General features: G+C 61.4%; 12 protein-coding genes and 1 riboswitch. Of the genes, 8 read left to right on the top strand and 4 right to left on the bottom strand.

What is annotated here, in order from left to right:
• Positions 1-30: 30 nt before the first annotated feature.
• The 5 genes from nuoL to DXT74_RS23185 all read left to right on the top strand — a co-directional run bounded on the left by nuoL (position 31) and on the right by DXT74_RS23185 (position 5,653).
• Positions 31-2,064 carry an NADH-quinone oxidoreductase subunit L gene (gene nuoL, locus DXT74_RS07895; protein ID WP_118268273.1) on the top strand — a complete coding sequence of 678 codons (2,034 nt, stop codon included), beginning with the start codon at positions 31-33 and terminating at the stop codon, positions 2,062-2,064.
• A 40-nt stretch (positions 2,065-2,104) separates the two neighbouring features.
• Positions 2,105-3,601: an NADH-quinone oxidoreductase subunit M gene (locus DXT74_RS07900; RefSeq protein WP_019103712.1), complete on the top strand. Its 1,497-nt coding sequence runs from the start codon at positions 2,105-2,107 to the stop codon at positions 3,599-3,601.
• 20 nt (positions 3,602-3,621) lie between these two features.
• Positions 3,622-5,076, top strand: coding sequence for an NADH-quinone oxidoreductase subunit NuoN (gene nuoN, locus DXT74_RS07905; protein WP_043590766.1), 1,455 nt, complete (start codon positions 3,622-3,624; stop codon positions 5,074-5,076).
• A 12-nt stretch (positions 5,077-5,088) separates the two neighbouring features.
• Positions 5,089-5,382 carry a DUF2818 family protein gene (locus DXT74_RS07910; protein WP_194427683.1) on the top strand — a complete coding sequence of 98 codons (294 nt, stop codon included), beginning with the start codon at positions 5,089-5,091 and terminating at the stop codon, positions 5,380-5,382.
• Between the two features lie 184 nt (positions 5,383-5,566).
• A complete protein-coding gene (locus DXT74_RS23185) occupies positions 5,567-5,653 on the top strand; it encodes a putative quinol monooxygenase (RefSeq protein WP_370551758.1) in 87 nt (28 codons plus the stop codon).
• Positions 5,654-5,867: 214 nt separating this feature from the next.
• Here the strand turns inward: DXT74_RS23185 and DXT74_RS07915 are convergent, their stop codons facing one another.
• Positions 5,868-6,734 (bottom strand): lipid A biosynthesis lauroyl acyltransferase, encoded by an 867-nt coding sequence (locus DXT74_RS07915; RefSeq protein ID WP_194427684.1) that lies wholly within the window; start codon positions 6,732-6,734, stop codon positions 5,868-5,870.
• Positions 6,735-6,803: 69 nt separating this feature from the next.
• Entirely contained in the window at positions 6,804-7,685 is an 882-nt protein-coding gene (locus tag DXT74_RS07920) for a lysophospholipid acyltransferase family protein (RefSeq protein ID WP_194427685.1), read from the bottom strand.
• Positions 7,686-7,761: 76 nt separating this feature from the next.
• On the opposite strand from DXT74_RS07920, the gene metK reads away from it, so the two are divergent.
• On the top strand, positions 7,762-8,931 hold the full coding sequence (gene metK, locus DXT74_RS07925; RefSeq protein WP_019101982.1) for a methionine adenosyltransferase: 1,170 nt from the start codon (positions 7,762-7,764) through the stop codon (positions 8,929-8,931).
• Between the two features lie 206 nt (positions 8,932-9,137).
• Here metK and DXT74_RS07930 read toward each other — a convergent pair whose 3' ends face one another.
• Positions 9,138-10,775 carry a histidine kinase N-terminal 7TM domain-containing protein gene (locus tag DXT74_RS07930; protein WP_194427686.1) on the bottom strand — a complete coding sequence of 546 codons (1,638 nt, stop codon included), beginning with the start codon at positions 10,773-10,775 and terminating at the stop codon, positions 9,138-9,140.
• A 79-nt stretch (positions 10,776-10,854) separates the two neighbouring features.
• Positions 10,855-10,928, top strand: a riboswitch (S-adenosyl-L-homocysteine riboswitch).
• A gap of 62 nt (positions 10,929-10,990) precedes the next feature.
• Here DXT74_RS07930 and ahcY point away from each other — a divergent pair.
• Positions 10,991-12,400, top strand: coding sequence for an adenosylhomocysteinase (gene ahcY / locus DXT74_RS07935; protein WP_043642204.1), 1,410 nt, complete (start codon positions 10,991-10,993; stop codon positions 12,398-12,400).
• A gap of 131 nt (positions 12,401-12,531) precedes the next feature.
• Positions 12,532-13,368, top strand: coding sequence for a methylenetetrahydrofolate reductase [NAD(P)H] (gene metF, locus DXT74_RS07940; RefSeq protein ID WP_043642207.1), 837 nt, complete (start codon positions 12,532-12,534; stop codon positions 13,366-13,368).
• A 238-nt stretch (positions 13,369-13,606) separates the two neighbouring features.
• Here the strand turns inward: metF and DXT74_RS07945 are convergent, their stop codons facing one another.
• Entirely contained in the window at positions 13,607-14,092 is a 486-nt protein-coding gene (locus tag DXT74_RS07945; RefSeq protein WP_039756263.1) for an Lrp/AsnC family transcriptional regulator, read from the bottom strand.
• Positions 14,093-14,111: the final 19 nt, after the last annotated feature.

A 14,111-nucleotide genomic window follows, 5' to 3' on the forward strand; every position in this document is an offset into this window, starting at 1 on the left:
CAAACCGGAACCTACACAAAGCACACAAGCATGGATATGAAGAGCTTATACCTGCTGATTGCACTCGCCCCGCTGGCGGGTTCCATCATTGCAGGCCTATTTGGATGGGCCATCGGCCGGCGCGCTTCGCACGTCGTGACGATAGCCGGCGTGGCGCTGTCCGCCGCGCTGTCGCTCAAGGTGCTTCACGCCTTCCTGACCGGGCAGGCTGAAGTGTTCAACGGTCCGGTTTACACCTGGCTGACAGTGGGAGGCTACGAGTTCTCGGTGGGCTTCCTGGTGGATTCGCTGACCGCGATGATGCTGGTGGTGGTCACCAGCGTGTCGCTGATGGTGCACATTTACACCATCGGCTACATGCAGGAAGACCCGGGCTATCAGCGCTTCTTCAGTTATATCTCGCTGTTTACCTTCTCGATGCTGATGCTGGTGATGAGCAACAACTTCATCCAGCTGTTCTTCGGTTGGGAAGCGGTGGGCCTGGTGTCCTACCTGCTGATCGGCTTCTGGTTCAAGCGTCCGACCGCGATCTTCGCCAACCTGAAGGCTTTCCTGGTCAACCGCGTCGGCGACTTCGGCTTCCTGCTGGGCATCGGCCTGGTGCTGGCTTATTTCGGCGGCTCGCTGAACTACAGCGATGTGTTCGCCGCCGCTCCGGCGCTGGCTAACAAGACCATCAGCCTGATTCCGGGCACCGAATGGTCGCTGCTGAGCGTGACCTGCATCCTCTTGTTCATCGGCGCGATGGGCAAATCGGCGCAGTTCCCGTTGCATGTGTGGCTGCCGGACTCGATGGAAGGCCCAACCCCGATCTCGGCGCTGATTCACGCGGCCACCATGGTGACCGCCGGCATCTTCATGGTGTCGCGGATGAGCCCCCTGTTCGAACTATCCGACACCGCGTTGAACGTGATCATGGTCGCTGGTTCCATCACCGCGCTGTTCATGGGCTTCCTCGGCATCGTCCAGAACGACATCAAGCGCGTGGTGGCTTACTCCACGCTGTCGCAACTGGGTTACATGACCGTGGCGCTGGGCGCCTCGGCCTACTCGGTGGCGATGTTCCATGTGATGACCCACGCCTTCTTCAAGGCGCTGCTGTTCCTGGCGGCGGGTTCGGTGATCATCGGCATGCATCACGATCAGGACATGCGCAATATGGGCGGCCTGCGCAAGTACATGCCCATCACCTGGCTGACTTCGCTCTTGGGTTCGCTGGCCTTGATCGGCACGCCGTTCTTCTCCGGCTTCTACTCCAAGGACTCCATCATCGAGGCGGTGCACGCGTCCAATCTGTCCGCGGCCGGTTTCGCCTACTTCGCGGTGATCGCCGGTGTGTTCGTGACCGCCTTCTACTCCTTCCGCATGTACTTCCTGGTCTTCCATGGCAAGGAGCGCTGGATGGAGAAGAAGGACGATCATCACGACCATGGTCATGACGATCACGATCATCACCATGGCCTGGGCCCGAACGATAAGCCGCACGAGTCCCCGTGGGTGGTGACCCTGCCGCTGGTGCTGCTGGCGATTCCGTCGGTGCTGGTGGGTTACTTCGCGATCGAGCCGCTGCTGTACGGCGACTTCTTCAAGGGCGTGATCACCGTCAACCATGAACTGCACCCGGCGATGGAAGAGATCGCCCGCGAGTTCCATGGCGCCGCCGCCATGGGCGTGCATTCGCTGAGCACGCTGCCGCTGTGGCTGGCGCTGGCCGGCGTGGCCACCGCCTGGTTCTTCTACATGAAGGCGCCGCAGATTCCGGCCGCCATCAAGCAGAAGTTCAGCCTGGTGAACAAGGTCCTGGAAAACAAGTACTACCTGGACGAGATCTACTTCGCCGTGTTCGCCAAGGGCTCTCGGGCTCTGGGTACCTTCTTCTGGAAGGTGGGCGACATGTTGCTGATCGATGGTCTGGTAGTGAACGGCACCGCCAAGCTGGTGGCGACGTTCTCCGGCTTCATCCGCCGCGCGCAAACCGGCTTCATCTACAGCTACGCCACCGCGATGATCATCGGGGTGCTGGCGCTGATGACGATGTGGTTCTGGCCGCTGATCTGGCGTTGAGCCCGGACTCCGGGATTGGAATAACAACTTGGGTTTGACTATGTTCACAAATCTATTGACTCTGGTGATCTGGGCCCCGATAGCGGCCGGGTTGCTGGTGCTGGCAACCGGGGGCGATCAGCGGGCCACGCTGGCGCGCTGGCTGGCCGCGGCGGGGGCCCTGGCGGGCTTCCTGCTGTCGCTGCCGCTGTTCACTGAATTCAACAATCTCAGCGGCGGCATGCAGTTCGTCGAGATGAAGCCGTGGATTGAGTCCCTCGGCATCAACTACCACTTGGGCGTGGACGGCATCTCGATGCTGTTCGTGGTGCTCAACAGCTTCACCACTCTGCTGGTGGTGGTGGCCGGCTGGCAGGTGATCCAGAAGCGCGTGTCGCAGTACATGGCCGCCTTCCTGATCATGTCCGGCTTGATCAACGGCGCTTTCGCCGCGTTGGACGCCATCCTGTTCTATGTCTTCTTTGAAGGCATGCTGATTCCGATGTATCTGATCATCGGCGTCTGGGGCGGCCCGCGTCGCGTGTACGCGTCGATCAAGTTCTTCCTTTACACCCTGCTGGGCTCGCTGCTGATGCTGGTGGCCTTGATCTACCTGTACTTCCAGGCCGGCAAGTCCTTCGACATCCAGGCTTTCCACGACATCGCCAAGATCCCGCTGACGGTGCAGATCCTGCTCTTCGTCGCCTTCTTCCTGTCCTTCGCGGTGAAGGTGCCGATGTGGCCGGTGCACACCTGGTTGCCGGACGCTCACGTGGAAGCGCCAACCGGCGGCTCCATGGTGCTGGCCGCGATCACGCTGAAGATCGGCGCCTACGGCTTCCTGCGGTTCGTGCTGCCCATCCTGCCCGACGCCGCGCGCGAGCTGTCCGGCGTGATGGTGGCGCTGTCGCTGGTGGCGGTGGTTTACATCGGTCTGGTGGCGCTGGTGCAGTCCGACATGAAGAAGCTGGTGGCTTATTCGTCTATTTCGCACATGGGCTTCGTCACTCTGGGTCTGTTCCTGTTCACCGGTTCCGAACTGAACCAGTGGGCGGTTGAAGGCGCGCTGGTGCAGATGGTGTCCCACGGCTTCGTGTCCGCCGCGATGTTCTTCTGCATCGGCGTGATGTACGACCGCGTGCACAGCCGCAATATCGCCGACTACGGCGGCGTGGCCAACAAGATGCCGATCTTCGCGGCCTTCATGATGCTGTTCGCCATGGCCAACTCCGGTCTGCCGGCCACCTCCGGCTTCGTCGGCGAGTTCATGGTGATCATGGGCGCGGTGCAGGTGAACTTCTGGTACGCGGCCTTGGCCGCCACCACGCTGATCTTCGGCGCGGCCTATACCTTGTGGATGTACAAGCGCGTGATCTTCGGCGATGTGGGCAACAGCCATGTGGCGGAGCTGTCCGACGTCAACAAGCGCGAATTCCTGGTACTGGCCATCCTGGCCATCGCGGTGCTGGGCATGGGCCTGTATCCGCAAGCCTTCGTCGAGAAAATGCACCTGTCGGTCAATGACCTGATCCTGCATGTCTCGCAGAGCAAGCTGTAAGCGCGGAAGGAATGGAAACAATGAATTGGGCTGATCTCAACCTGATACCGGCAATCCCCGAGATGTTCCTCGCCGGCGCGATCCTGTTCGTGCTGATGGCGGACCTGTTCGTTTCGGACGAAAAGCGCGGCATCACCCTGGGCCTGACCCTGCTGACCCTCTTGGGCGCGGCGGTGGCGCAGGTGATGACTTTCTCTTCGCAGCCGGTCGTGACTTTCTCCGGCATGTTCGTCGCGGATCCGATGGGCGGCGTGGTCAAGCTGGCCATGTACGCTGTGACCGCCATCGTGCTGATCTACAGCCGGCAGTACACTGCTGATCGCCAGCTGTTCAAGGGCGAGTATTTCTCGCTGGCGCTGTTCGCTTTGCTGGGCATGAACCTGATGGTGTCGGCTTCGCACTTCCTGACCCTGTACATGGGCCTGGAACTGCTCTCGCTGGCGCTGTACTCGCTGATCGCTCTGCAGCGCGAGTCCGTGAAGGCCACCGAAGCGGCGATGAAGTACTTCGTGCTGGGCGCGCTGGCCTCCGGCCTGCTGCTCTACGGCATTTCCATGGTCTACGGCGCCACTGGTTCGCTGGAACTGGCGACGGTGGCCAAGTCCATCGCCGCGCATAAGGCCAACGACGTGCTGCTGGTCTTCGGTCTGGTGTTCATCGTGGCCGGCCTGTCCTTCAAGCTGGGCGCTGTGCCGTTCCACATGTGGGTGCCGGACGTTTACCACGGCGCGCCGACTTCGGTGACGCTGATGGTGGGCGCGGCCCCCAAACTGGCGGCCTTCGTCTTCACGCTGCGCATCCTGGCTCAGGGCCTGGACGCGCTGGTGGCGGACTGGCAACTGATGCTGGTGATCGTGTCCGCGCTGTCGATGGCGATTGGCAACGTGACCGCCATCGTACAGACCAACATCAAACGGATGCTGGCTTACTCGACGATCTCGCACATGGGCTTTCTGCTCTTGGGCGTCCTGGCGGGCACCAAGGTGGGCTACTCGGCGGCGCTGTTCTACGCGCTGAGCTATGTGCTGATGTCGCTGGTCAGCTTCGGCATGCTGCTGGCGCTCTCGCGCGCCGGTTTCGAGTGCGAGAAGGTTGAGGATCTGAAGGGCCTGAACAGCCGTAACAGCTGGTATGCGCTGCTGATGCTGCTGACCATGTTCTCCATGGCCGGCATTCCGCCGCTGGTGGGCTTCTACGCCAAATTCGCGGTGATCAAGGCTATCGTGGATATCGGCATGATCAAGCTGGCCATCTTCGCGGTGCTGATGTCGGTGATCGGCGCGTTCTACTACCTGCGTGTGGTCAAGACCATGTACTTCGACGATGCGGAAGACCGCAGCGATATCGTGGTGCGCGGCGATATGAAGCTGGTGCTGTCGCTGAACGCGCTGGCCTTGCTCGTCATCGGCCTGCTGCCGGAGCGCGCGCTGGAGTTGTGCCTGCAAGTCGTGCGTCAATCGCTTACCGTGATTTAAGGCCGCCATACCATGCAATCCAGCGTCATCGCTTTGCTGATCATCGCCTTAGCGGCGGCCAACCTGCCGTTCTTGACCCAGAAAGTGGGCGGCGTGTGGAAAGTAGCCAATAAGCATTTTGGCTGGCGCTTTCTGGAACTGATGGCGCTGTATCTGCTGGTGGGCGGCTTCGCCTACCTGCTGGAAAGCCGGTTGATGCTGGTGCAGCCGCAGAATTGGCAGTTCTATGTGACGACCTTGTCCTTGTTCCTGGTGTTCGCGTTTCCGGGTTACGTCTATCGCTATTTCTGGCGGCGACGCGGTTAACAGCGGGTAGGGCGAGCAGTATCGGCGCGGATGGGGGAAACCCTGTCCGCGCTGTTTTTTTGGGGGGAAGCGGGCGCGGAGCCCCTCTGGCCGCGCAATAAGAAGAGGGGAGCGAAGGTGATTGCTCGGGACTTCACCCCGCTGGACCGCGTGGCTGAGGTGGAGCCGCGGTATCGCGAATTTGGTGGAGAAGACGCGGCAAGAGCCGGACTGCATCCGCTATGAGCTGTTCATCGATCAGAAAGACTCAGGCCATTTCGTCTTCATCTAAACCTGGCCGGACAGGGCGGCCTTGGACCGGCACTACGGAGCGCTTCCGGAGCCTGGGGCCGCAGATCGATAGCCGGCAGCGGCAGGCGGCCATCTTCTCGTTGGCGGACGTCTTTGCAGACACTAGCATTTGATTGAAAAAGGCGCCGCTTTGGGCGCCTTGCTTAGAACATGTTTACGGTATCGCCGACGCGCAGCAGATCGTAAACAGCTTCTTAGTAAAAGCGGGCCTCACCCTGCGGCCGGCTTTTGAAGCGCTTATGCAGCCAGAAGTACTGGTCCGGGATTTCGCGAACGCGTTGTTCCAGGAAGGCGTTCATGCGGCGGGTGTCCGCTTCGACGTCCTCGCTGGGGTAGTCGTCCCAAGGCGGGTAGAACTCCAGCTCAAAGCGGTTGCCCACCCGGCGGGCGATGGCCGGGACGACTTTGGCGCGCGCCAGCTTGCTGATGCGGGACAGGCCGGTGATGGTGGCGGCCTTGACGCCGAAGAAGTCGACGAATACCGAGTCGCGCACCCCAAAGTCTTGATCAGGCAAGTAGAGGAAGGGGGCGTGGGCCTTGCGCATTGCCTTGATGATGGGGCGCAGGCCTTCCTGACGAGACACGATGTAGGCGTTGTCGTAGCGCTGGCGGCCTTTATAGATTTGGCGGTCCAGAGCTTCGTTCTTCTGGTGGGAGTAGACGCTAACCAACGGGATGTGCTGGTTCAGCGAATACACGCACATTTCGAAACCGACGAAGTGGGGGTAAAACAGGATCACGTCTTCGCCGCGCTCGCGCAGCTCGGTGACGTAGTGCAGGTTTTTGATCTCGACCAGCTTGTCGATGCGAGCGGCCGAACTCCACCAGACCACGCCGTACTCAAGCACCATGCGTATCATGTGCTGGAAATTGCGGCGGATCAGCCGGCGGCGTTCCGCCAACGGCATGTCGGGGAAGCATAGCCTCAGATTGATCATGCCGACGCGGCGGCGGCCATGTGCCAGGCAGTAGGCGATATTGCCCAGGCCGCGGGCCAGCAGGCCGATCGCCCACATCGGCAGCAGGCGGATCAACCACAGCAGGGAAAAAGCGAATTTCATAGGTTTCCTTGTCGAGAAGCTCGAACAACCCGCCGCGCGTCCTGGGCGAGAGTGTTCCGAGCCTCTCTGTTATTGCGTGTCCGGCCGGCTGACGCCAGGCGGGCATTTATAGCGGTTATAGCTCCACAGGTATTGGCTGGGGAAGCGGCGAATCAGCGCCTCTACCTGGGCGTTGAGCTGAGCGGCGTCCTGCTCCTTATCGCCGCTGAACGCTTGCGCGGGCGGTTCGATGTGAATGCGGAAGCCTTGGCCGCAAGACAGTCTCTCGCCGACGAAGAACAGCGTCTCCACGCCGCTGATCTGAGCCAGCCGCGGCACCAGAGTCATGGTGTAGGCCGGACGCTCGAAGAACGGCGCCCACACGCCTTCGCCGTTGCCGGGCACTTGATCCGGAAGGATGATGGTGGCTTCGCCGGATTTCAGCGCTTTCATAAGCACGCGCACTCCGGCGCCGGTGGCCGGCGCGGTCTTGCCCTTGCCGCGGGCGCGGCCGGCCTGCATCACCGGTTCCAGCCAGGCGAGCTTGGGAGGGCGGTACATCGCGGTCAGCGGAAACGGCAGCCGCGAGCTGATATAGCGGCCGGCGATGTCGTAGCTGCCCAGGTGCGGGGTGACGAAGACGATGCCGTGGCCTTTGGCCAATGCCGCCTCGACGTGCTCCCAGCCGGTGCACGACTTGACCATGGCGGCGATGTCGTCCGGCTCGCGGCACCAGGCGATGGCCAGTTCCAGCGCGCCCTTGCCGGTTTCCGCGGCGCTTTGTTTGACTAAACGCGGTAAAAGCTGATAATTTCCACAGATTTTACTAGAACTTAGGTTCTCCCGGAGCCGTGCTCTGTAGCGGGGGGACGCATGATAAGTCAGTCGTCCAAGAACGGCACCTAGGCCTTGTAGCCAGGATAAAGGCAGGTGCGCCAGGAAAGACAGCAATAAATGGACTAGCTTAGACATATGAAGCTCAGTCTTGGTCTTAAAGCGACCTATTTTATCATCACAAGGTTTTGCATTTTTCGGGAACGAATAATAAATGAGCGAATATCTGTTTACATCTGAGTCGGTGTCGGAAGGGCACCCGGACAAAGTCGCCGATCAGATCTCCGACGCCATCCTTGACGCCATTCTGCGCGAGGACAAGCACGCGCGCGTCGCCGCCGAGACCCTGGTGAACACCGGTCTGGTCGTGCTGGCCGGCGAAATCACCACCAGCGCCAATATCGACTACATCAAGATCGCCCGCGAGACCATCAAGCGCATCGGTTACGACGATTCCGCGCTGGGCTTCGACTTCCGCGGTTGCGCGGTGATGGCTTGCTACGACAAGCAGTCGCAGGACATCGCCCAAGGCGTCAATGAAGGCGAAGGCCTGGATTTGAACCAGGGCGCTGGCGACCAGGGCCTGATGTTCGGCTACGCTTGCGACGAAACGCCGACGCTGATGCCGTTCCCGATCTACTACGCGCACCGCTTGGTGCAGCGTCAGGCCGAGTTGCGCAAGGACGGCCGCCTGCCGTGGCTGCGTCCGGACGCCAAGAGCCAGATCACTTGCGTATACGACGGCGCCACCGGCCTGCCCAAGCGCATCGACACCGTTGTGCTGTCCACCCAGCACACCCCGGAAATCGATCACAAGACGCTGACCGAGGCGGTGATCGAGGACATCATCAAGCCGGTGCTGCCGCCGGAGATGATTACCCCGGAAACCAAATTCCTGATCAACCCGACCGGCCGTTTCGTGATTGGCGGCCCGATGGGCGATTGCGGCCTGACCGGCCGCAAGATCATCGTCGACACCTATGGCGGCGCGGCGCCGCACGGCGGCGGCGCTTTCTCCGGCAAGGATCCGTCCAAAGTGGACCGTTCCGCCGCTTATGCCGGCCGCTACGTGGCGAAGAACATCGTTGCCGCGGGCCTGGCGCGCCAGTGCCAGATCCAGGTTTCCTACGCCATCGGCGTGGCCGAGCCGACCTCCATCGCGGTGGACACCTTCGGCACCAACTCGATTCCGAACGAGAAGATCGTGGAGCTGGTGAAAAAGCACTTCGACCTGCGTCCCAAAGGCATTATCCAGATGCTGGATCTGCTGCGCCCGATCTACAGCAAGACCGCCGCTTACGGCCACTTTGGCCGCGAAGAGCCGGAATTCAGCTGGGAGCGCACCGACAAGGTGGAGGCGCTGCGCGCCGACGCCGGCCTGTAAGCCCCGCTGGGCTTTATGCCAAGAAACGCCTGTCCACGGACAGGCGTTTTTTTGTTTCTTTTTAGAAGCTGTTCATGATCTGCTACGCGTCGTGAAACGTGGCTCGGTGAGTGCACCTTGAAAATGCTCATGTACCGTGTGTACATTCCGCTTTTACAGCTGTTTCCGCCTCGTCTCGTTCTAGCACGCGAGATCGTCAATGCGTTTTAGAGGGCCGCGCTCAGGCGGCAGGCATTCTTGCCGCCGGCCTTGACCGCGTACAGGGCCCGGTCCGCGGCTTGGTACAGCGAGGCGGGGTTATCCGCGTGCAATGGGAAGGCGGCCAGGCCGCAGGAGAAGGTGGCGCAGAAACTGTCGTCTCCGGCGCCGTGCGGCAGCCGTTGAAAGGCGGCGCGCCAGGTCTCGGCGCGACGCAGGGCCTGCTCGCCGTCGGCGCCGGGCATCAGCACCAGGAACTCCTCGCCGCCCAGACGGCAGAGGATGTCGCCGTGGTGGCCGTCTTCGGCCAGCAGCGCTGACAAACGGCGCAATACTTCGTCGCCGAAGTAATGGCCGAAGCTGTCGTTGATGCGTTTGAAATCGTCCAGATCTATCAGCGCAATGCTGAGTGGCGCGCCCTCGCTGCGGGCGCGGCTCAGCTCGCGGGCGAAGGTGTCGTCCAGATAACGGCGGTTGTATAAACCGGTCAGCGGGTCGCGCAAGGCCTGTTCGCGCAACGCCGCCTGCAGTGCTTCGATTTCGGCGATGCGCAAGGCCAGGGTCTGATTGGCGCCGCGCAGCGCTTCCTCGGCCCGGCGCCGCTCAGTGATGTCGCGCGCCACCAGCATGCGGCTGGAGTGAGGCTGAGGGTGATGAGCGATCGGATACACGCGCAGGTCCAGAATGCGCGCGCCGTCTTGCAAGGATAGCTCCAGCGATGCGTCTCGCCCTTTCAGAATCTGTTCCCTGGGCCAGTCCGCCGGCAAGGCCTGGCCCAGCAGCAAGCGGCTGGGTCGGCCCAGCAGCCGGGCGGCGGCCGGGTTGAGGTCCAGGATGCGGAACTTGTCGTCTATCACCAGCACTCCGTCTCCCATGGCTTCGAAAGAACGCGCGCGGGCCACCGGCACCAGGTAGAGCAGGCGCAGGTAGAGCAGGTCCAGCGCGAACACCAGGCCGGTGATGGTGAAGGCCAGAGGTGTAGGATCCAGGCCTTGCAAGGGCATGGTGCTGCTCAGGTAGAGGATGTTGCCCAGCCAGGGCGCGCAGGCGCTGGCCATCAGAACGATGGACTGGCCGCGGAAGTGGGCCGGGTAGTAATGCAGCGCGCGGATCAGCATCAACGAGCCGATCAGCATCATCAGGTAGGAGTAGCCGGCGACGCCGACCCAGAATACCGGTCCGTGCCCATAGACCAGGAGGTTGTAGCCGGAGGGGCTGGGCCGGTAACTGGTCCACACCAGGTGGTGGCTTTCGTTGCTGAGCGCTAGGACGAAGCAGAGCAAGGGCAGGGCGAACAGCGCCGCCAACCAGCGCCGGCTCAGCTGAATGCGGTTGTAGTCCAGCGCCAGCAGCAGGAACAGCACCGGCGTGCTCAGCGTGCCGAGGTATTCCAGCTTGGACCAAGCGATTTTGGCGGACAGGCTGGCGGCGGCCAGCTCGCACATGGCGCCGGCGGCCCAGAACGCCACCGAACTCATCAGCAGCGCCAGCCAGCGCACGCCAGGAAACTGGCGGCGATACCAGGCAATGGCGGCGATAGCGGTTGAAATCAGCGCGGCGATCCCGGACAGGGCGGCCAGCGGGGTGAAGTCGAAAGTCATGGGGCGACGATGAATCGGCAAGCCGGTAGTGTATCTTCTTGGCATGCAGACTCCTACCTTTTCCGAGCGGCATAGGTATAATCGAAACGTCGCCGTCCGCGTGTCCACGCCGCCGGCGGCCGGTCGGCCCGAGGGGCGCTGCGAGGATGATCCATCCCCAGGCTCGGGCCGCTCCCGTTTCAACGGCGCTCACCTGATCAAAACCGTGCCGGGCACGGGAGCGGGTGAGCCGCATCCTGGCCGGCTGCGTGAACTAAGGAATGCTCGCGATGGCTGATTTCACCGATTTTCATGTTGCCGATATTAATTTGTCCGCCTGGGGCCGCAAGGAACTGGCGATTGCCGAAACCGAGATGCCGGGCCTGATGGCCTTGCGCGATGAGCACCGGCATAGCCAGCCGCTGCGCGGTGCGCGTATTGCCGGCAGTCTGCACATGACGATCCAGACCGGGGTTTTGATTGAAACCCTGGTGGCGCTGGGCGCGGAAGTGCGCTGGGCCTCTTGCAATATCTTCTCCACCCAGGACCACGCCGCCGCCGCCATCGCCGCGGCCGGCATCCCGGTGTTTGCCTTCAAGGGCGAGAGCCTGGACGAGTATTGGGAGTTCAGCCACAAGATCTTCGAATGGCCGGAGCATGAGCCGGCCAATATGATTCTGGACGACGGCGGCGACGCCACCTTGCTGCTGATGCTGGGCAGCAAGGCGGAAACCGACCGCGGGGTGATCAGCCATCCGTCCAACGAGGAAGAGACAGCGCTGTTCGCCGCCATTGCCCGCTATTTGCAGAAAGATCCGCAGTGGTACTCCAAGCGGCTCAAGCACATCAAGGGCGTGACCGAGGAAACCACCACCGGCGTGCATCGCCTGTACCAGCTGGAGAAGGAAGGCCGCTTGCCGTTCCCGGCCTTCAACGTCAACGACTCGGTGACCAAGTCCAAGTTCGACAATCTCTACGGCTGCCGCGAATCGCTGGTGGACGGCATCAAGCGCGCCACCGACGTGATGGTGGCCGGCAAGGTGGCGGTGGTGCTGGGTTACGGCGACGTGGGCAAGGGGTGCGCGCAGAGCCTGCGCGGCCTGGGCGCCACGGTGTGGGTGACCGAGGTGGACCCGATTTGCGCGCTGCAAGCGGCGATGGAAGGCTACCGCGTGGTGCGCATGGACGAGGTGGCCGATCAGGCCGACATCTTTGTCACCGCCACCGGCAATGTAGGCGTGATCACTCACGAACACATGAAGAAGATGCGCAATAACGCCATCGTCTGCAATATCGGCCATTTCGACAGTGAGATCGAGGTTGCCAGCCTGCGCCAGTACCAGTGGGACAATATCAAGCCGCAGGTGGACCACATTATCTTCCCGGACGGAAAACGGGTGATCCTGTTGGCCGAAGGCCGCCTGGTCAACTTGGGCTGCGCCACCGGCCACCCCAGCTTCGTGATGTCCAATTCCTTCACCAACCAAGTGCTGGCCCAGGTGGAAATTTTCGCCAACGGCCAGCAATACGGCAAGCAGGTGTATGTGCTGCCCAAACATCTGGACGAGAAGGTGGCGCGCCTGCATCTGGCCCGCATCGGCGCCCGGCTGACCGAGCTGTCCGACGAGCAGGCCGCCTACATCAGCGTGCCCAAGCAAGGCCCTTATAAGCCGGATCACTATCGTTATTGATTTTTATAACGATAGAAAAACGGACAGGGCTATTAGAATGGTGCTGTCCGTTTTTTCTTGTCCGCCGCCGCGGACCGCGGTCATCCTATATAAAAACAAAGGAGTCTCCCGTTGGGAGATACAGAGAGATCATGACAGCACAGAGCCGAACCTTCAGTTTCGAATTCTTTCCACCCAAGACCCCGGAAGGGATTGCCAAGCTGCGCACCACGCGCCAGCAATTGGCTCAATTCAAGCCGCAGTTTTTCTCCGTCACCTTTGGCGCCGGCGGCACCACCCGCGACGGGACGCTGGCGACAGTGCTGGAAATCCGCAGTGAAGGCCACGCCGCCGCGCCGCACCTGTCCTGCATCGGTTCCACCCGCGAGAATATCGGGGCCATCCTCAACGAATACCGCAACAACGGCATCCGACATATCGTCGCCTTGCGTGGCGACATCCCGTCCGGCATGGTGGCGGCCGGCGAGTTTCGTTACGCCAACGAGCTGGTGGAGTTCATCCGCGCCGAGCACGGCGATCATTTCCACATCGAAGTCGCGGCCTATCCGGAATTCCATCCACAGGCGCGCTCGGCCGAGGACGACCTCAACAACTTCGTGCGCAAGGTCCATGCCGGCGCCAACTCGGCGATGACTCAGTATTTCTTCAACGCCGACGCCTATTTCCGTTTCGTCGACGAAGTTCAGGCCAGGGGCGTGAATATTCCCATCGTTCCGGGCATCATGCCGATCTCCAACTTCGGGCAACTGTGTCGTTTTTCCGACATGTGCGGCGCGGAAGTGCCGCGCTGGCTGCGCCAGCGCATGCAGGCTTATTACGACGACAGCGCGTCCATTCGCGCGCTGGGCCTGGACGTGGTCACCGAGTTGTGCGACCGCTTGCTGCAGCACGGCGCGCCGGGCCTGCATTTCTACACGCTGAATCAGGCGGGGCTGGTGTCCACGGTTTGGCAGCGATTAGGCTTGTAAGAACCTGTTTACGATCTGCCGTGCGTTGTGTGACGTGACATGGCGAGTACCGCTTCGAAATGCTCCTGTACCGTGTGTACACTCCGCTTTCTCAGGTGTTTTCGCCTTGTCTCGCCTTAGTTCGCGAGATTGTAAACCGGGTCTAAAAGCTTTTAACTAGGTTTTCCACCCATGCAAAACGGCCCGGTATACCGGGCTGTTTTGTTTCGAATCCGCATGCGGCGCAAGGCCGCCCCGCTTAAAGACCACGCAACTGGCCGAGCGGCAGTGAAGTCGTCCGCTTGATCTCCTTGAGCACGAAGCTGGACTTCACATCGGCGACACCGGGGTGTTGCAACAGCTCGTCCATCACGAAGCGCGAAAAGTGCTCCATGTCCTCGAAATACACTTGCAGCAGATAGTCCATCTCGCCGGTCATCGCAAAGCAGTTGATGACCTCCTGCCAGCTTTGCACCGCTTCGATGAAGCTTTGCAAATGCGCGTTGCCGCGTTTTTCCAGTGTAACCCGCACCCAGGCTTGCAGGCCCAGACCGATGCGGGCGGGGTCCAGCAGCGCCACGTATTGGCGAATCACGCCGGATTCCTCCAGCTGTTTCAGGCGACGCAGGCAAGGGGATGGAGACAGGGCCACCCGTTCTGCTAATTCCACATTGGTTAAGCGGCCGTCATGCTGAAGTTCGGCCAGAATACGCAAGTCTGTCTTATCTAATGTAAGACTTGGCATGTTTTCTCCTAAAAGAGGC

Origin of the sequence: Chromobacterium sp. Rain0013, from assembly GCF_015291765.1 — a bacterium.
In the GTDB taxonomy this organism is placed as follows: domain Bacteria; phylum Pseudomonadota; class Gammaproteobacteria; order Burkholderiales; family Chromobacteriaceae; genus Chromobacterium; species Chromobacterium haemolyticum.